This is a genomic window from Ilumatobacteraceae bacterium (assembly GCA_033344875.1).
Lineage (GTDB): Bacteria > Actinomycetota > Acidimicrobiia > Acidimicrobiales > Ilumatobacteraceae > Ilumatobacter.
This window is the reverse complement of sequence record JAWPMO010000001.1, coordinates 64723-82310: the sequence shown is the minus strand read 5'-3', so window position 1 is coordinate 82310 and position 17588 is coordinate 64723. Positions and strand designations below refer to the sequence as shown.

Genomic DNA, 17588 nt, shown 5'->3' with positions numbered 1-17588 from the left:
CGCCACCCGGTCACGCACCACGGAATCGGACAACTTGACCGGCACACCCGACCGCTCGCAGGACGCCTCTACGAACGCCGCTAGATCGAAGCCGCTCATGACCACTGCACCCAGACCGCTGCGGGACGGTCCCAGTCAGGTTCCTGACGGGAGGACCAGTACACGTCGGGGCGGCGCCCCATGATCGCCGAGGCCTTCGACAACACCTCCGATTCGGTGCGACCGAACAACCGCGTCTCGGCTGGCTGGAATCCCTCGGCAACCTCGTATCGGTGCCAACCCGCAGGGAACCGTTGCGCGTCGAAGTCCTTGCCGACGTACTTCGACAGATAGGACGCAGCGCGCCGCGCCTCGCCAACCACACCTGCACCGACCGGGAGGTCACCGATCAGTTTGATGTGGGGAAAGCCGCGGCCCTCGATCGTGCCCCATCCCCACGCCTCGCCGATCAACGAGCGTTTGATGAAACGACCAACTGCGAAGTGCACGTGGAGGCCGTGGTCGGTCTTGTGCCACTCCGTGGTCCACAGGTACGGGAACGACTTACCACCAGTCAGCCGGCGAAGCTCACGCCAGAAACCGGCAACGTCAGCTTTGACCTGGGCAGGGTCATGGCAGCCGGCACCGTCATAGGTGAGCGTGCCGAACCGGTTGAGACGGTTCGCGACGCAGTAGCGGCGCACCTTCTTGCGTGCTCGTCGAGCAGCCTCAGCGGCCGACCGCTCAGGATCAGGAACCCCACCCGTGATGCGCTCGGACTTGCCGACTCGACCGAAGCAACCACCGGCCTCGTGAGCATCTTTCACCAACGTCAACGACCACTGATAGCGAGGACTCACCACCGCCAACTGAGCAACCGCAGAATCGATGTCGAGCGGGGAACGGTCCGCCGTCATGGCGCGACCATCCCCGACGTCGAAGCGTGAAACCGAACAACCAAGCTCCCCATGGGGGACCTCCAAACCGAGCGCAGGACCAAGGACTGGTGCCCACACCCCGCGCCCGGAGTGTCCGAACCCCGGCACGCGTTGCCGGTCGCGGGTGCAGCCGTTCGGAAGAGCCGCTCAAGTTTGACTGCGCTCCAGATCGGGAGCGCCCGTATCCCGGCACGCGTTGCCGGCCGCGATCTTGGCCCATACGGGAGGCCGTCCTGTCTGTTCGGGCAGACACAGCGAATCACACGCTTGTAGTCCCCGTCAACACCCCCAGCAGGGCTGACGAGTTTCGTTGGTATTTCAAGTAAAGAAGCGCCCTGCGGGCGCTCGACGCCTACGGCGTCGACATGGGTGCGAACGGCTGACGAAAACTGGGCCCGAGACACGGGAACCTCCAAGAAGCTTGGAGGCTGCTACCGGGGGCCGTCTGAGAAGCTGGACTGCCACGTCCGGTTGACATGGCGCCAGAACGATTACGGGTACTGACCCGGTCGCCGCAGCCATGCAGACGACCCGACCGAACGCTCAACTTACACCGGTGACATTCCAGGGGCAAGAGGCAAGAAGGAGGCCGGGCCTGCAGCCCGACCTCGAACCCAATGATGCATGCGACAGGTGACCGCAGCCCTCAAGGCCAGGCCCTCCGGGCGGCCTCCGGCCGGCCTTGACCGCCGCTATCTCTCACGCAGCGTAGCGTTGCCGAAACCTTGAGCTCAGCTGGAACAGGCTGTTGGGCCCGAAGAGCTTTCGGGTCGGTGTCCTACTCCGTGCGACGCGATCGGCCAGAAGTCCAAAGAGCAGATGGCGTGCGCTCTGCACAAGATCATGAAGCAAGTCTTCATCGATGGAGAACGACGGGTCATGTTTGAGTTCTTCATACGCGTTCGTGAAGTCATCGCACCAGGCCGCCCGATCTGCAACCCAAATTGCGAACGGCTTGCCCGCCTGCAGAGTCGCCGACTCCATGACCTTTCGGTGTGACCGCGTTCCTTTCCGCATCGTTGCTCGCGCCCATTGCGCTCCACTCTTGCGGTGAGCTGCAACCCAATACTCGAAGCTAGCCCCGAGTGTCAACAGGTCAGATTCGGCAACCATCGGGCCATACCGGAAAGGTGCCACTGCTGGCCCAACGGCCCGGGGGTGGTCTTCTGCCAAGTTGACCCAGCGTGCTAGCCCGGCAACTCCGCCCAAGTCATTGAGCGTCATCGTCGGCCATGAGTTGGATGGTGACGCGACGTGCGGCGGATGCTGGAATAGCGGTCCGGACCAGCAAGCCACTGGTTGGTTGCCGTTCGCCTCTCTGTCATCGGGTTCCAGGTCGAGCGTGAGCGCAGCGCCAACGGCATTGACAAAACCGGAATGGAGCGTGCTCAAGAGATTCTGGATCTCAAGTAGTGGTCGCAGAAGCTCGAAGACCACGCAGGGTTTTTGCGACTCGATGATGATCGACGTAGGCACGGACACCCGACGGTCTGTCATCGGCCCGCCAACAGACCACTTGCTGCCCAGCGCGATGCGCCGGCCGCGTCGCATCGAGGCCGATTGATCCGCTTGCTCGTTGTCCAATGTCAACTGGTAACTCTTGACGGTCCTATCCTCCGCGTAGCCCCATTCCTCTCTTGCCACGGCAAGGCGAGAGAACACCTCTAGCGACGCGAAGTCGACGCGCATCTGTAGGACTCCGGAACTTCTGATCCGAGACAGTGGGGCATTGACAGCGACGGTTCGAGCTCTGTATTGCCGCGTCGACAACTGTTCGCCGACGATGACTGCGGTTCCTCCTCGATCTTGCAGTTCGAAAGCGACAACGGTGCCGCCATTGACCCGACCGAGCAGCGCTGTTGGTGCCACTTCGTCGTCGTCGCCGAGCAGCCCCAGCGACCGTGGAACTTCGCTCTCGTCGATGGTATCGATATGAACCCAAGGCCCAGAGCGGATTATCCATCCTCGTTCTGGATCGGCGTCTTTGACCAGCGCAGTATCGGCCCACCGATAGAACACGCCGATGCGCCCTTCTTCAAGGATCTCAATACGCTTCTGCTCTACCACCGTGCGGGAACCCTAATGCATGTCGACTCTCTCACTCTCGCCCCCTGGCTTCGGCGTTTGTCTGTCTGCGCGGCCTTCCTCTGTTGGGGTTTCGTGAGTCGAGCAATCCTGAAGGTCGGACTGACAATGTGTCAGGGACCTCGCTCCGGTGTGCGAAACCCATCACCACCTGGTCCACGAGGGCGGGTGGGAGCTGACGGTGCAACCCGACCGGTCCGCCACCTGGACCCGCCCCGACGGCGTGACCCACTGGACCGGCCCCACCAACGACCGCAGCAACCCCGCCGCCTGACGAGCAGACCGGCTGACCGAACGGCTCATGGACTCAGCCGGGCAGCGGCACCACGCCGTCGACCTCGCGCCGGTACACCCCGGTGTCGAGGAAGGCACGCAGGCGCAGCACCGAGTTGGCGAGGAACGTGGGCGCGATCTCACGCATGTCGGCGGTCGACATCCGGAGCACTTCGTTCGCCAGGAGCACATTGCGCGCGGCCACGATCGCCTCGTAGTCGGCGGTCGGCGTCGCCGGCCGGGGCCGAACCTCCTCGTAGCCCGCCAGCAGCGCCTGCTCGCCGACGTCGTCGTCACGCAGGTAGTACGAAGAGATCGCCAGGTCCTGGAGGGGCACGCCCGTGGCCGCATCGTCGAAGTCGAACACCGACAGCCGTCCGCGCAACCACTTGGCGTTGCCGCCGTGGAGGTCGGCATGGATCGGGATCACCGGGCCCGACGCGAGCACGTCGTCGTACGCCTGCTGGCCACGCCCCAGCGCCTCGGCGAACAGCGCCCTCGACTCGTCGGTGAGGAGCGGATGATCGGTCGCGAGCACGTTCGGGATGTCGAACAGCACCGCGTCGTGCATCGGGAACGCCGCCCCGGTGGGCGGGGTCCAGGTCAGCGCGTGCTCGTGGAGCAGGGCCATCGTCCGCCCGAGCGCCCGGAACCCGTCCGGCGTGCCGTCATCGAGATCGCGGCCCGGCAGCCACGACATGACCACGACCGGGAGCGACCGCTGGAGCGGCTCGAACCGCACGTCGGTGCGCAGCCGCTCGTCACACGTGCGCTGCGGTGTCGGCACCACCACCTCGGTCTCGCGTGAGATCGCGTCGAGCCAGGCGACCTCGGCATCGAGGTTGGCGTCGCTCTTCAGACTGTTGGTGTTGATCCGCAGCGCGAACCGGCGGCCGTCGGTCGTGTCGACCCGGAACGTCGTGTTGTAGGCGTGCAGGAGCAGGCGAAGACGGCGCACCTCGAAGGGGTACGCATCCGTCGCTGCGAGCGCGACCTGGCGAAGCCGGTGGACCTGCGCCCGCATCGTGAGATCTTCGTACGGCGGTGCTGCCACGGCGCCGTACGCTAATCGTGCCCGAGCGTGCGCCGATCAGGGGTTCATGCAGCGTCGATCCGACGTTGGGGTTGCTCCGGGCACGCCGATAGTCTCAATGCGCTGCTCGTTGGAGTCCCACCGAGCGAACGATCGACAAGAAGAGGGTCACCCCGTGGCGAACATCAAGAGCCAGAAGAAGCGCATTCTCACCAACGCCAAGGCCGCCGAGCGCAACAAGGCGGTCCGCAGCGAGCTGAAGAGCCGCATGAAGTCGGCCGTCAACTCGATCGGCGACGAGTCGAGCGACGAGAAGGTCGCCGCGGCGATCAAGAAGATCGACATGGCCGCCCAGAAGGGCGTCATCCACAAGAACGCCGCCGCTCGCCAGAAGAGCCGCCTCATGAAGAAGGTCAACGCAAGCGCCTGACGCCGTTCGACCACAGATCTGCACGAAGCCCGGGGCCATCGCCCCGGGCTTCGTCGCGTCACGGGTACCCTGCGCACATGTTCACTCGGATGAAGCAGGGTTGGGAACTGACCAAGAAGGCATGGTCGGTGGTCCGCCGCAACCCCCGGCTGGCGAAGCTGCCCCTGACGGGCGGCGTCCTGGCGCTGGTCGCAGCGCTCGTGCTCGCTGGCCCCGGTGTGTTCCTCGCGAACGCCGACTCCGACGCCACGCGCCTGGTCGGATACATCCTGATCGCGCTGGGCTCGTACGCGGCGTCGTTCATCGTCATCTACTACAACGTGATCCTCGCCGCCGCCGCGAACGACGCGCTCGACGGCCGTGAACCCGACGTCGACGCTGCCCGCCAGATCGCGAAGAACCGGATTCCGATGATCGCCGGCTGGGCGCTCGTCTCGGCGCTCGTGTCGGTCGCGTTCGCCGTCCTCCGTGACCGTGGCGGTCTCGCCGGCCGCATCGCGGCGTCGTTCGGCGCGGCGATCTGGGGCCTCCTCACGTTCCTCGTGATTCCGGTCCTCGCACTCGAAGGCATCGGGCCGATCGAGGCGATCAAGCGCTCCAGCTCACTCGTCAAGAACCGCTGGGGGCAGCAGGTCACCGGCAACTTCGTCATCGGCGGCATCGGCACCGTGTTCACGATCATCGGCGCCGCCGCCGTCGTCGGCGGGGTCGCCCTGATGGCGAGCGGTACGGGCTGGGGCCTGGTCGGCGGCGTGCTCGTCGTGGCCGGGCTCGTGATCGCCGTCGCCGCCGCCGTGTTCGCCGGGGCCACCCGCGGCGTGTTCGGCGTGGCGCTCTACCACTTCGTGGCCGAAGACCGTGCGGTCGGGCCGTTCACCTCGGCCGAGCTGGCGAGCACGGCCGCTCCCCGCCGCTGAGTTCCGTCAGCGCCGGCGCCCGATCGACTCAACAGGGCCACCAGCACCTCCACCACCAGTTCGTGGCCGAGATCGGAATCGCCCGCGCGTCGCCACCGGCCGCAGCCAAGGCCAGGACCGCCGGCTCCGCTCGCCAGCCGCTTTGCGTCAGCGGCGGGCGCCGAGGCGACTGAGCCGGGCCACGAGGACTTCCATCACCAACTCCGGGCTGAGGTCGGTGTCGCCGCGCAGGTCACTGTCGGCCTTGGCGAGCAGCTGGATCGCCCGCTGCACTCCCCCGCCGGCCAACCGCCGGTAGTTGGCGAGCGCCTTCTTGGCGGGGAACCCGGGCTTGATACCCATCGCCGCAGCCGCATCGGCTTCGCTCCGGGCATCGACGCCGTCGAGACGTGCGAGCTTGGCGTAGTGGTTGTGCAGGATCGCCATGATCTGCAACGGGTGTCGTTCGCCACCGTGGATCATGCGGGCCATCAGCGTGAGCGCCTTGCCGGTCTGCCCGGCGTCGATGGCGTCGGTGAAGTCCCACGGCGGTACGCCGCCGGCCTCACCGAGGAACGGCTCGACCTCGACCGACGAGATCTTGACGCCCTCGCCGTACGTCGAGCGGATGACCGAGAGGATGCCGTCGAGCCGCCCGACGTCGTCGCCGAGCTGGTCGGCGATCCGGGCGGCAGCTGCGCCGTCGAGCCGGATGCCGTGCCCCTCGGCCTCGGCCCTGACCCAGGCCTGACGGTCCTTGGGCCGGTTGGGCGGACTCGTGCTCGTCACGTGCCCGCCGGAGGCCTTGACCGCGTCGGTCAACTTCTTCGACAGACGGCCGCCACCGGCGATCAGCACGAACTCCGTCGAGTCGAGCGGGTTGTCGAGATAACCGAGCAGCGACACGAGGTCGTCGGCGTTGAACCGGCCGACGCCGCGAGCCACGACCACCCGACGATCGGTGAGGAACGGCAGTGTCTGGGCCGCGTCGACCGCTTCGCGCAGCTCGTACTCCTCGCCGTCGAACTCGTCGACCATCAGGCTGCGTTCGCCGTCGCCGACGAGTTGCGCGACGAGGTCGTGCGCCTTCGAGCGCAGGATCGACTCGTCGTCACCGGTCAGCAGATGGACTCCCATGGCGACCACGATTCATAGCAGCGATCGCGGCGACCACCACCACGAGGATCCCCCAACCCACCCAGGTGGCCGATCCTCCGGGCTCCACGCGGGCACCCAGCACCGACACCGTGTCGACCCACCGGACCCCGACCCTGCACGGAAACATCACCACCGGCGCCACCCACGGCACCGCCCCCGCGAACAATCCGGCCGGCAGGCCGTAGAGCATCACGAACCCGGCCACCGGCACCGCCAGCAGGTTGGCCGGGATGCTCACGAGCGGGAGCCGACCGAACACCATCACCGCCGGCACGACGACGCCGACCTGGGCGCCGAGCGTCACCCCGAGCGGCGTCGCCAAGAACCGCAGCGCCGACAGGCGCTCGGCCAGACGGGGACCGAGCGCCGCGACGCCCCACGTCGCGCCCACCGACAACCAGAACCCGACCGACCGCACCAACAGCGGATCGATCAGCAGCAGCCCCGTCACCGCCAGCCACAGCAGTCGGACCGGCGACCGCTCGCGCCCCAGCACGAACGCCGTCGCCGACAGCGAGGCCATCGCCCCCGCCCTGACGATCGACGGTTCGAACCTGGTCAGGCTCACGAACCACAGGATCAACCCGAGCGTCACCACCCACCGCCACCACGGCCGCAGGGCCCGCAACAGCGGTGCCGCCGCCGTCAAGACGAACGACACGTTCTGTCCCGAGACCGCCGTGAGGTGTGAGAGCCCGCTGGCACGAAACCGCTCGATCATCTCCCGCGGCTGGTCCCGGTCGTCGCCGACGACGAGACCGCGGAACAGCGCACCGTCGTCGGCCGGCAACTGGGCCGCCGCACGCTCGAGCGCCGCCCGGACCCGGTTCGAGGCGGTGGCCACCGGGCTCCCGGGACGTACGTCGCTGACCCAGTCGACCCGGAACTCGCCGACCACGTGCTGCCAGGCGACTCTCGACTGCCGCTCGGGCTGCAACGCTCGACGCTGCCCGCTGGCCACCACCGATTCGCCGGCCCGCCACGTGGCGACACGGATCCGAATCGCGCGCCCTCGAGCCCAGAGCTCGAAACGCTCGCCCTCGATCTCGACGATCACGCGGGTGGCGGCGCCGTATGGCTGCGGGTCGTCGACGAGCCGGATCTCTCCCTCGTAGCCGCCCAGGTGGGACGGCGCCAGCCCCGACCAGGCGACATCGGCCCGGACCAGGGCGGTGACCGCCAGAACGGTCACCACCAGCACCGCCCGAGCGCGCGGCTCGGCACGGCCGAGGACGACCAGCAGGCCGATCGCGGCCGCGGCGACGAGTCGACGGTCGTGCCACCAGCAGCCCACCGCCGTCACGAACGCGGCGCCGGCGACGAATCGGTCGGTGAACGGTTGGCGCGCGAGCTCCGGCACGAGCCCATAGGCTCGTCGCATCGTTACCGACGTTCGCCACGACCAGCCGGGCCCCGAACCGACGACGGCCCCGCTCACTGCCGGTCCTCGCTGGTATCGGGCACGCATCCGCCTGCTCGGCCCGCTGCTGGGGCTGACGCCCATGGCCGTGCTCGGCGCGATCTCGGTGATCGCACTCCGGATCGGTGACGGTCGCACATCGGGGCTGATCGGGCTGGTCGCCGGTGTGTCGGCGGCACCGGGGCTCCTGATCGCCGGCGCACCGCTCGCCGACGATGCCCGGTACCCGCTCGCCGTGCTGGCGAGCGTTCCGCTCTGGCTGCTCCTCGGCTTCCTGGCCTCACGGAGGGCAACGGCGTCGCCGATCGCGACGTGGCGTGATTTCGGTCGTGAACTGTTCTGGTTGACGATCGCCGTCGTGCTCGGCGCCTCGGCCGCGCTGATCGCCGCGACGGCGATCCTCGGCGAGTCACTGATCGCCTGATCACACCGTCACCCGATCGGCGATCGCGGCGAGTTTGGCCGGCCCGATCCCGGGCACGCGTTCGAGGTCGGACACCGCGGCGAACGGACCGTGACGGTCGCGATCGTCGATGATCGCCGCCGCGGTGGCCGGGCCGATTCCCGGCAGTTGTTCGAGCTGCGACGCCGACGCCGTGTTGAGATCGATCGGTGCGGTGGACTCGTGGGCGTCGCCGACGGCGGACTCCACCGGGCTCGGCCCCGACGGCACGGTCGACGGGTCGACCTCACCGACCCGCGGCACGTAGATCCGCTGGCCGTCGGCGACATCGGCGGCGAGGTTCAGACCATCGAGGTCGGCGTCGGCCGACGCCCCGCCCGCCGCATCGATCGCCGTGTGCACCCGGGCGTCCGCGTCGAGCTCGTACACCCCCGGCGCGGCCACCATGCCCGCGACGTGCACGATCACCGGTCCGCCCGCGACCGCCGACGTCGGCGGGGCCGTCGCCGGGGGCGGCAAGGTCGCAGCCGTCACCGCCGCCGACCCCGTCGCTGCCGTCACCACCGCCGTACCGAACGGCAACCCGGCCTCGGTCGTGGGCCCCGGTGCCCGGACGAGCCACGCAACGCCGGCTGCGACCACCACGACGCTCACCGCCGACACGATCAAACGGGCCGGGCCGAACCAGGCCAACCAGACCTGCACGGTCTCGCTCCACCGACGGGGCGGCTCGGGACGAGGTGGGAGTTCCGCAGTCATCGACGACCTCCGGGGACGGTGCGCAGTCGCGCACGCTCGACGGGAGGAAGTCGGAAGGGCCAAGGATACCGGCCCCCAGGCCGGGCGACTCATCGGGCCCCCGGTCAGAAGTCGCGTCGCGCGGGCAGAAGTAGCGCGAGGTCAGGACAACGGCGGACAAGCACCACGCCCGACCAGCACAGACGCCAGATCAACACCACGCCGGATCAACACAGACACCCGGGCCAGCACCGCGCCCGATCCGCACAGACGCCGGGCCAGCCCCGCGCCCGACCAACACCACTCAGGGCCAGCACCACGCCCGACCAACACCACTCAGGGCCAGCACCGCGCCCGACCAACACCACTCAGTTGGAGGGGAGCAGCCCCATGATCGTGCGGCTGAGCACGGTCATGCCGGGCCAGCACCACGCCCGACCAACACCACTCAGGGCCAGCACCACGCCCGACCAACACCACTCAGGGCCAGCACCACGCCCGACCAACACCACTCAGTTGGAGGGGAGCAGCCCCATGATCGTGCGGCTGAGCACGGTCATGCCGGGCCAGCACCACGCCCGACCAACACCACTCAGGGCCAGCACCACGCCCGACCAACACCACTCAGTTGGAGGGGAGCAGCCCCATGATCGTGCGGCTGAGCACGGTCATGCCGGGCCAGCACCACGCCCGACCAACACCACTCAGGGCCAGCACCACGCCCGATCAACACAGACTCCGGGCCAGCACCACGCGCCCGACCAGCGCCACGCCGGGCCAGAACAGGCGCGGGTCAGAACAGGCGTGCGGTGAGCTGCTTGCGGTACGCCGCGGTGCGGGGATCGTGCGGCCCCATCAGCTCGAGAATGTCGACGAACTGCTGCCGGGCCTCGTCGTCGGTCTTGACCTGGTCGAGCAGGCCGGTGAGCTTCATGTCGTAGTCGTCGTCGGGAGCGATGCCGACGCGGGCCTTGGCGGCCACCACGCGGGTGCGCTCGGAGTCGGGGATGCGGGCCAGCAGCGCCAGCGCTTCGTCGGGCTGACCGGCGTCGACCAGTAGTTCGGCGAGCGCGACGATCGCGTCCTCGTTGCTCGGGTCCATCTCGAGTGCCTGGCGCAGCGATGCCTCGTCACCGGCCTCGATCAGTTGGACGAGCGTGTTCTCCTCCTGGCTCGGCAGCAACCGCTCGACGAACTCGCGGCACTCCTGCTCGCCCTGGGCGCCCATGAACGCGTCGACCGGCTGGCCGTCCTTGAAGCCGACGACCATCGGGATCGACGGGACACGGAAGGCCTGTGCGATCCCCGGGTTCTCGTCGATGTCGACCTTGACCAGCACGGCCTTGCCGCCGGTCTCGTCGACCACCTTCTCGAGGATCGGGCCCAGCGTCTTGCACGGGCCGCACCACGGAGCCCAGAGGTCGAGCACGACGGCGGTGGTCGCCGAACGCTCGATGACCTCGGTCTGGAAGGTTGCGTCGGTCACATCGATGGCCATGTGGATCACCCTACCGGCGGGTCCCCCGACGAATCAGGGGGCGGGCCGGGGCGCGGGTACCCTTCGACACGTGACCGACGACAGCTTCCGGTGGTTGGTCGACCAGCCACGACTGGTCGACCCGGTGCTCATCGTCATGCTCACGGGGTGGATCGACGCCGGCGGCGCTGCACTCGCTGCCGTCGATGCCATCCACGACGAGGCCGCGACCTCGCCCATCATCGAGTTCGACGACGACACGTACGTCGACTACCGGGCCCGACGCCCGGTGATGGAACTCCGCGAGGGCCTGCACTCGGTGCTCCACTGGGAACGGATCACCCTGTCGGTCGGCACCGACCAGACCGGCCGCGACCTCCTGGTGCTCTCCGGGCCCGAACCCGACATGGCCTGGCACCGTTTCACCCGCCTGGTCGGCGATCTCGCGTCGATCCTGGGCGTCAGCCACATGGTCCATCTCGGTGCGTACCCGTTCGCCGTGCCGCACACGCGCAGCCCCCGACTGTCGGTCAGCAGCCCGTCGCAAGACGTGCTGGCACGCGTGCCGTTCCTGCGGAGCTCGATCGACGTGCCCGCCGGGGTCGCCGCCGCGCTCGAACGTGAGATGCACGACCGCGGCATCCCGTCGCTCGGCGTCTGGGCGCAGGTCCCCCACTACATCGCGGCCATGGCGTACCCGGCCGCGAGCGTGGCGTTGCTCGACGGGCTCCGTGAAGCCACCCAGGTCGTGATCGACGCGACGGCGCTGCGCAGCGAGGTCCTGGTGCAGGGACGGCGTCTCGACGGCATGATCAGCGGCAACGACGAGCACGCCAAGATGATCGATCAACTCGAGCAGATCTACGACGCGTCCGACGACGTCGTCGACGTGATCGACGGTGGCCCGTCGATGGAACTGGCGTCCGGCGACGAGTTGGCTGCCGAACTCGAACAGTTCCTGCGCGACCAGGACTGACCGAGCCCTCGGCTACTGCGCGTAGGCCGCCACGTCGTCTGCGTCAGGGGTCACGTCGAGTTCGGCGATCGCGGAGGCGTCTCCGCCGAGCGCTTCGATGATCGTGACCATGTTGACCTGCATCAACCCGAGCCACGAGTGGCCGACGTCACCCGGATCCCCCGGCAGGTCGTCGTCGCGCAGGTCGTCGACGTACTCGACGCCGGTCTCGTCCGCGATCTGACGGAGCACCGGCGACGGGAACACCTCGCTGCCGAAGATCGCCGTGACGCCGGCATCGCGGACCTGCTCGATGAGCGACGCCACCTCGCGCGGCGTCGGCTCGTCGAACGACGACGGTTGCACCGCACCCACCACCGACCAGTCGTACTCCTCGGCGAAGTAGGCGTACGCGTCGTGGTACGTCAGCAGTAGGCGCTCCTCGGGTGCGAGCGTCCCACTCGCGGTGCGGATCGCCGCGTCGAGCGCCTCGACCCGCTCGGCGAACGCCGCGTCGTTCGCCGCGAACACGTCGGCATGATCGGGGTCGATCACCGTCAACACGTCGCGCACCACCGCGGCGTATGCCCGGGCCATCGGCGGGTTGGTCCACAGGTGCGGGTTCGGGGAGCCGGCCGACTCGGGGAACGAGAAGTCGAACAGGTAGGCGTCCTCGGGCAGGATCTCGTTGCCGAGTTCGCACACCACACCGTCGTCGATGTTCGCGAGCGCGAGCTGTTTGGTCGGCGCCTCCAGGTCGAGCCCGTTGAGGAACACGACGTCGGCGGACTCGATGGTGGCGGCGGCACCCGGCGACGGCTCGTACAGGTGGCTGTTGACACCCTCGGGCACGATTCCCTCGATCTCGATGCCCGACCCCGCAGCGACCACCGACACGATGTTGGTGATCGGAGCGACCGTGGCCGCGACCCGAATCGGCCCGTCGTCGATGTCCGACGCCGGCGCGCACGATGTCGCCGAGGCGGTGTCGTCGCCGGACGACGTACCGCAGGCGGCCGTCGCGACCACCGACAAGGCGACGATCGACAGCAGGTGAGTTCTGACCGAGGGGCGCATCGGACCAGTATACCGAGCCGATTCTCGACGCCAACCCGATACGACGGGGCAGGTACCGTGACCGGTCATGAAGATCGACACCGGACTCAACGGCTCCATTTCGCAGGCCGGTCGACGAGCCGCCGAGTTGGAGACGGCGGGCTACTCGGGCGTGTGGACGGCCGAGACCGCACACGACCCGTTCCTCCCGCTCGCGGTCGCGGCCGAACGCACCGAGACGATCGAACTCGGCACGTCGATCGCGGTTGCCTTCGCCCGGAACCCGATGCTGCTCGCCAACATCGGCTGGGACCTGCAGGCGCTGTCGCAGGGTCGATTCGTGCTCGGTCTCGGCAGCCAGATCAAACCGCACATCACCAAGCGGTTCTCGATGGAGTGGAGCCATCCGGCCGCGCGCATGCGCGAGATGATCCAGGCGATCCGCGCGATCTGGGACACCTGGGAGCACGGTACGCCCCTCCAGTTCCGCGGCGAGTACTACAAGCACACGCTGATGACCCCGTTCTTCGCGCCCGATGCGAAGGAGCTCGGCGACTTCGGGGTCCCCAAGATCTTCCTCGCCGGCGTGGGCGAGCTGATGACCGAAGTCGCCGGTGAGGTGTGCGACGGCTTCTTCTGCCACGGGTTCACGACCGAGCGCTACCTGCGCGAGGTCACGATCCCGGCGCTCGAACGCGGCCGCGCCAAGGCGGGCAAACGCCTCGACGACTTCGAGATCGTCGGCCCGTCGTTCGTGGTGACCGGCACGACCGACGAGCAGATCGAGCAGGCGGCGGTCGCCACCCGACAGCAGATCGCGTTCTACGGCTCGACGCCCGCGTATCGCAAGGTGCTCGACCTCCACGGGTGGGGCGGCCTGCAGGATGAGCTGAACGCCCTGTCCAAGCGGGGCGAATGGGAACAGATGGGCACGTTGATCGACGACGAGATCCTCAACACGTTCGCCGTCGTCGGTCCCCCCGAGACGATCGCGCCCGAGCTGGAGCGCAGGTACGGCGACGTGATCGACCGCGTGTCGTTCTACGCACCGTACGAGAGCGACCCCGAGCGATGGCTCCCGGTCATGGACGCGCTCAAGGCGATCTGAGCGTCACGACGGCGTCGATCCCGCCGCCCGGCGCTTCGCGAAGCACCGCCGATCCCTCGCCCGCGGCTGCCAGTTGCCGGACGATCGCCAAACCGAGCCCCGAACCGCCGACGGCCGCATCCTTCGACCGCCAGAAGCGCTCGAAGGCACGCTCGCGCTGTTCCTCGCCCAGACCAGGCCCTTCGTCGATCACGTGCAGCGCCACCGATCCGTCGAGCTGCTCGATGACGAGCCGCAAGGTCGCACCATCGGGCGAAACCTCCAGCGCGTTGTCGATCAGGTTGTCGACGATCTGCTCGACGCCACCGGCGACCGCGCTGGCCTCGATCGACATCGGGGACTCGACCACGATCGACACGCCGCGCTCCTGGGCCAACGGACGCCAGTACTCGGCCCGATCGCGGGTGATCGCCCCGACATCGGTCACCTCGATCGCCGACGAGGTGTCCTCGGCCCGGCTGAGCACCAGGAGCCCTTCGATCATCCGCCGGAGGCGCTCGGTCTCGTTGAGCGCCTCCTCGATCGCTTCCGCGGCCGGATCGCCGGCCTCGACCGACATCGCCGCCTGCTCGAGCCGGAGGCGCAGCGCGGTCAACGGTGTCCGAAGCTGATGTGAGGCATCGCCCGCCAAGCTGCGTTGCTGATCGACCAGGCGCTGCAATCGTGACGCCATCGAGTTGAACGAGTCCGCAAGACGACGTACCTCGGGCGGCCCCTCGGCGTTGTTCGCGCGAGCACCGAGATCGCCGGAAGCGAGCTGGTCGGTGGCGGCTTCCAACTCGTCGAGCGGTCGGGTGACGCTCCGTGCGAACAGCCAGGCCACCGCCACGGCGATCAGGAGCGAGATACCGGCGACGACCGTCAGCCCCCGCACCTTGCCGTTCACGCGATCGGCGACGACCCGCTCGGGCGCGCTCAGGCGCACGACCCCCACGATCTCGTCGCCCGACAGCACCGGGACCGCCACGAAGAAGAGGTCCTCGCCGAGCGTTTGCGAGTACCGCTGGCCGGTGTCAGGAGCACCCGTCAGTGCCTGCTGCATCTCCGGACGGTTGGAGTAGTCCTCCCCCTCCACGTCGGCATCCGACCCGAGCACACCGACCAGATCGGAATCGACGATCGCGACCCGCACACCCTCCTCGGCGTTGAACCGGGCCACGATCGCCCGGATGACCGGGTCGGAACCGGTCGTCCCGGCTTCGAGCGCCTCCTCCGCCCGTCCGGCCAGGATGAACGCGTCGCGTTCGAGGCCGGTCGTCAGCCGGTCGCGTTCGACCCGCTCGAGATGTCGGGCGAGTGGCACGTCGTGCACGAACAGCACGATCGCCACGACACCGACCATCACCAGCAACAGGCGGGTCCTCATCGGCCGGGGTCCTCGATCCGGAAGCCCACCCCGCGCACTGCCAGCACCCAGCCGGGATCACCGAGCTTGCGTCGGATCCCGGCGACGTGGGCGTCGAGTGTCTTGGTCGGCCCGAACCAGTTGGCGTCCCAGACGTGCTCGATGATGTCGGTCCGGGTCCGAACGGCGCCGGGGTCTTCCAGGAGATAGGCCAGGAGTCCGAACTCCTTCGGCGTGAGTGCGATCTCGACCGGGCCATCCGGCCCGTCGAGCGTGACCCGATGCGTGCGACGGTCCACGGCCAGCGGCCCGCACCGCAACACATCGGCAGCATCGTCGGCCACCGCGTCGGGATCGCCCGGCGCCCCTTCGAAACGGCGACGAACGGCACGCATCCTGGCCATCAGTTCGCGGAAACCGAACGGTTTGACCACATAGTCGTCAGCACCGAGTTCGAGGCCGAGCACGCGATCGAACTCCTCGCCGCGAGCGGTGATGACGATGATCGGCACGCCGGAGCGTTCACGGATGCGGCGGCACACGTCGTACCCGTCCATGTCCGGCAGACCCAGGTCGAGCAGGACGATGTCGCCCAGTTCGGCGCCGACGGCTTCCCGACCGGTGGCGACGTGGGTGACCGAGCACCCGGCCATCTCGAGTGACTCGGACAGCGAGCGCGCGATCGAAGCGTCGTCTTCGACCAACAGGACCTTCACGGCGACATCATCGCCGCCGAACGCAACCGATGCCAGGACCGATCGGCCGTTCTCGCGTTCCCGGGCCCGTTCTTGGACGTTTCTTGGATCGTTGCCGCCTCGTCGTTGGCCGATGGATCCGTACCGTCGTTCGTACCCACCCGCAGATCCGCGTTCGGATCTCAACCACCAGGAGTCACCATGAAGACGAAGATCGCCACCGTCCTCTCGATCGTCGGCGTGCTCGGCGCCGGATCGGCCGCCGCGCTCGTCAACACCCAGATCCTCGACGGCGCGGCGGACGAATCGGCGGCCTCGGCCGCCGTGCTGCCGCCGGCGGCCACGGTCGACCTCACCGTGCCCCCGACGACGATCGACGACAGCGACGACGACAACAACAACAACGACGACGACGATGACGACGGGACGACCTCGACCACCGTGGTCACCACGTCGGTGCCCGACGCGGCGACGATCGCTCCCACGACGTCGGCACCCTCCACGGCAGAGTTCCTGACGGCGTTCAACGTGGGCGCGTCCGGCGTCGTCACCGTCGACGTCGTCGATGGACGCCTGATCCTGGTGAACGCCGAGGCGGCCGCCGGTTGGACCGTCGCATCGACCGAGGAGGACCGCGACGACAACGACGTCGAGGTCGAGTTCACGTCCGCCACCGTCCGAGTGGAGTTCGAGGCGAGCTTCGACGGCAGCGTGATCACACCGTCGGTCTCGTCGGAGGCCATCCCCACGAACGGCCCGACGACCACCACGCCGCACGACGACGACCGTGACGATGATCATGACGACGACGACCGTGACGATGATCATGACGACGACGACCGGGACGACGATCACGACGACGATCATGACGACGATCATGACGACGACGATCGCGACGACGATGATCATGACGACGATCGCGATGACGAGGATGACGACGACCGTGACGACGACTGACGACCGGGCGGAACGGCTCGCCCGGCTGCAGGCCCGTCGGTCCGCCACCGTCGACGAACCGACGACGGCCCGGCAACCACCGCCCGCTGCGCCGCCCGCCGGGACGGCTGCCGTCCGGCGGCGATCGCCGGCCCTCTCCGCCAAGGTGATCACGGTGGGCGCGTCCACCACGGCGATGCTCGGCATGATGGCCGGCTACGGCATCGCCGAAGGGCGGTCCCAGCAGGCATCGACCCTCGAACCGGCGACCGGTGCGAGCGAGTCCGTCACGACACCGACGCCGACACCGACACCGACACCGACACCGACACCGACACCGACCACGCTCGCCGCTGCGCCCGCTCCGGCCCAAGTGATCGTGGTGGTGATCGACGGACAGACCGGCCGTCCGATCGACACCGACGCGGTCGCCCGCGCCGCCATCGACGGCGAACTCGACGCAGCACCGCTGTCGGCCACGACGCCGACCTCCCCTCAGACCGCGACGGCCTCGAACGCGCCGGCCGTCGCACCACCGCCGCCGAGCCCCCAACCGGTCACGGTCGCGGTGCCGACCCCGGCACCCGCTCCGGTCGCGGCTCCGGCGTCAGCAGCAGCACCGGAGGCGTCGAGTGGCGGCAGTTGACACCCGAATCACCGGCG

Annotated in this window: 18 protein-coding genes; 8 read left to right on the top strand and 10 right to left on the bottom strand. The window is 68.5% G+C overall.

The features are described 5' to 3' along the window. Positions 1–95: 95 nt before the first annotated feature. Together R8G01_00400 and R8G01_00395 are read right to left on the bottom strand one after the other, a co-directional pair. Positions 96–896: a hypothetical protein gene (locus tag R8G01_00400; protein ID MDW3212428.1), complete on the bottom strand. Its 801-nt coding sequence runs from the start codon at positions 894–896 to the stop codon at positions 96–98. Positions 897–1616: 720 nt separating this feature from the next. Beyond that, the gene (locus R8G01_00395; protein ID MDW3212427.1) at positions 1617–2984 is read right to left on the bottom strand and encodes a hypothetical protein; all 1368 of its coding nucleotides are present in this window, start codon (positions 2982–2984) and stop codon (positions 1617–1619) included. A 148-nt stretch (positions 2985–3132) separates the two neighbouring features. Here R8G01_00395 and R8G01_00390 point away from each other — a divergent pair, with 148 nt between their 5' ends. Next, positions 3133–3276, top strand: a complete 144-nt coding sequence (locus tag R8G01_00390) for a hypothetical protein (protein MDW3212426.1) — start codon at positions 3133–3135, stop codon at positions 3274–3276. A gap of 33 nt (positions 3277–3309) precedes the next feature. Here the strand turns inward: R8G01_00390 and R8G01_00385 are convergent, their stop codons facing one another. Beyond that, positions 3310–4329, bottom strand: a complete 1020-nt coding sequence (locus R8G01_00385) for a phosphotransferase (GenBank protein ID MDW3212425.1) — start codon at positions 4327–4329, stop codon at positions 3310–3312. 154 nt (positions 4330–4483) lie between these two features. Between R8G01_00385 and rpsT the strand changes: the two genes are divergently transcribed. Further along, positions 4484–4738 carry a 30S ribosomal protein S20 gene (rpsT, locus tag R8G01_00380; protein ID MDW3212424.1) on the top strand — a complete coding sequence of 85 codons (255 nt, stop codon included), beginning with the start codon at positions 4484–4486 and terminating at the stop codon, positions 4736–4738. 77 nt (positions 4739–4815) lie between these two features. Beyond that, on the top strand, positions 4816–5655 hold the full coding sequence (locus tag R8G01_00375) for a DUF6159 family protein (GenBank protein MDW3212423.1): 840 nt from the start codon (positions 4816–4818) through the stop codon (positions 5653–5655). A 147-nt stretch (positions 5656–5802) separates the two neighbouring features. On the opposite strand, the gene holA is transcribed toward R8G01_00375, so the two are convergent. Next, entirely contained in the window at positions 5803–6771 is a 969-nt protein-coding gene (holA, locus tag R8G01_00370; GenBank protein ID MDW3212422.1) for a DNA polymerase III subunit delta, read from the bottom strand. Then, complete coding sequence (locus R8G01_00365) at positions 6746–8173, bottom strand: ComEC/Rec2 family competence protein (GenBank protein ID MDW3212421.1); 1428 nt, start codon at positions 8171–8173, stop codon at positions 6746–6748. The genes holA and R8G01_00365 overlap by 26 nt, the downstream gene beginning before the upstream one ends. Positions 8174–8294: 121 nt before the next feature. Between R8G01_00365 and R8G01_00360 the strand changes: the two genes are divergently transcribed. After that, positions 8295–8636, top strand: coding sequence for a hypothetical protein (locus tag R8G01_00360; protein MDW3212420.1), 342 nt, complete (start codon positions 8295–8297; stop codon positions 8634–8636). On the opposite strand, the gene R8G01_00355 is transcribed toward R8G01_00360, so the two are convergent. Both R8G01_00355 and R8G01_00350 read right to left on the bottom strand, forming a co-directional pair. Continuing rightward, a complete protein-coding gene (locus R8G01_00355; protein MDW3212419.1) occupies positions 8637–9374 on the bottom strand; it encodes a ComEA family DNA-binding protein in 738 nt (245 codons plus the stop codon). A 772-nt stretch (positions 9375–10146) separates the two neighbouring features. Continuing rightward, positions 10147–10851 (bottom strand): tetratricopeptide repeat protein, encoded by a 705-nt coding sequence (locus tag R8G01_00350; GenBank protein MDW3212418.1) that lies wholly within the window; start codon positions 10849–10851, stop codon positions 10147–10149. 70 nt (positions 10852–10921) lie between these two features. Here R8G01_00350 and R8G01_00345 point away from each other — a divergent pair, with 70 nt between their 5' ends. Next, positions 10922–11806: a PAC2 family protein gene (locus R8G01_00345; GenBank protein MDW3212417.1), complete on the top strand. Its 885-nt coding sequence runs from the start codon at positions 10922–10924 to the stop codon at positions 11804–11806. A 12-nt stretch (positions 11807–11818) separates the two neighbouring features. On the opposite strand, the gene R8G01_00340 is transcribed toward R8G01_00345, so the two are convergent. Next, positions 11819–12862 carry a metal ABC transporter substrate-binding protein gene (locus R8G01_00340; protein ID MDW3212416.1) on the bottom strand — a complete coding sequence of 348 codons (1044 nt, stop codon included), beginning with the start codon at positions 12860–12862 and terminating at the stop codon, positions 11819–11821. 67 nt (positions 12863–12929) lie between these two features. On the opposite strand from R8G01_00340, the gene R8G01_00335 reads away from it, so the two are divergent. Further along, positions 12930–13949: an LLM class F420-dependent oxidoreductase gene (locus tag R8G01_00335; GenBank protein MDW3212415.1), complete on the top strand. Its 1020-nt coding sequence runs from the start codon at positions 12930–12932 to the stop codon at positions 13947–13949. On the opposite strand, the gene R8G01_00330 is transcribed toward R8G01_00335, so the two are convergent. Both R8G01_00330 and R8G01_00325 read right to left on the bottom strand, forming a co-directional pair. Further along, positions 13936–15315: an ATP-binding protein gene (locus R8G01_00330; protein ID MDW3212414.1), complete on the bottom strand. Its 1380-nt coding sequence runs from the start codon at positions 15313–15315 to the stop codon at positions 13936–13938. The genes R8G01_00335 and R8G01_00330 overlap by 14 nt on opposite strands. Continuing rightward, on the bottom strand, positions 15312–16010 hold the full coding sequence (locus R8G01_00325; GenBank protein MDW3212413.1) for a response regulator transcription factor: 699 nt from the start codon (positions 16008–16010) through the stop codon (positions 15312–15314). Before R8G01_00325 ends, R8G01_00330 begins: the two co-directional genes overlap by 4 nt. Positions 16011–16190: 180 nt before the next feature. Between R8G01_00325 and R8G01_00320 the strand changes: the two genes are divergently transcribed. Further along, the gene (locus R8G01_00320) at positions 16191–16946 is read left to right on the top strand and encodes a hypothetical protein (GenBank protein MDW3212412.1); all 756 of its coding nucleotides are present in this window, start codon (positions 16191–16193) and stop codon (positions 16944–16946) included. After that, complete coding sequence (locus R8G01_00315) at positions 16933–17571, top strand: hypothetical protein (GenBank protein MDW3212411.1); 639 nt, start codon at positions 16933–16935, stop codon at positions 17569–17571. The genes R8G01_00320 and R8G01_00315 overlap by 14 nt, the downstream gene beginning before the upstream one ends. Positions 17572–17588: the final 17 nt, after the last annotated feature.

Coding starts and splice junctions, on each gene's coding strand:
- R8G01_00400 (MDW3212428.1), bottom strand. CDS start 896: ATGACGGCGGACCGTTCCCCGCTCGACATCGATTCTGCGGTTGCTCAG.
- R8G01_00375 (MDW3212423.1), top strand. CDS start 4,816: ATGTTCACTCGGATGAAGCAGGGTTGGGAACTGACCAAGAAGGCATGG.
- holA (MDW3212422.1), bottom strand. CDS start 6,771: ATGGGAGTCCATCTGCTGACCGGTGACGACGAGTCGATCCTGCGCTCG.
- R8G01_00365 (MDW3212421.1), bottom strand. CDS start 8,173: ATGCGACGAGCCTATGGGCTCGTGCCGGAGCTCGCGCGCCAACCGTTC.
- R8G01_00360 (MDW3212420.1), top strand. CDS start 8,295: ATGGCCGTGCTCGGCGCGATCTCGGTGATCGCACTCCGGATCGGTGAC.
- R8G01_00355 (MDW3212419.1), bottom strand. CDS start 9,374: ATGACTGCGGAACTCCCACCTCGTCCCGAGCCGCCCCGTCGGTGGAGC.
- R8G01_00350 (MDW3212418.1), bottom strand. CDS start 10,851: ATGGCCATCGATGTGACCGACGCAACCTTCCAGACCGAGGTCATCGAG.
- R8G01_00340 (MDW3212416.1), bottom strand. CDS start 12,862: ATGCGCCCCTCGGTCAGAACTCACCTGCTGTCGATCGTCGCCTTGTCG.
- R8G01_00335 (MDW3212415.1), top strand. CDS start 12,930: ATGAAGATCGACACCGGACTCAACGGCTCCATTTCGCAGGCCGGTCGA.
- R8G01_00330 (MDW3212414.1), bottom strand. CDS start 15,315: ATGAGGACCCGCCTGTTGCTGGTGATGGTCGGTGTCGTGGCGATCGTG.
- R8G01_00320 (MDW3212412.1), top strand. CDS start 16,191: ATGAAGACGAAGATCGCCACCGTCCTCTCGATCGTCGGCGTGCTCGGC.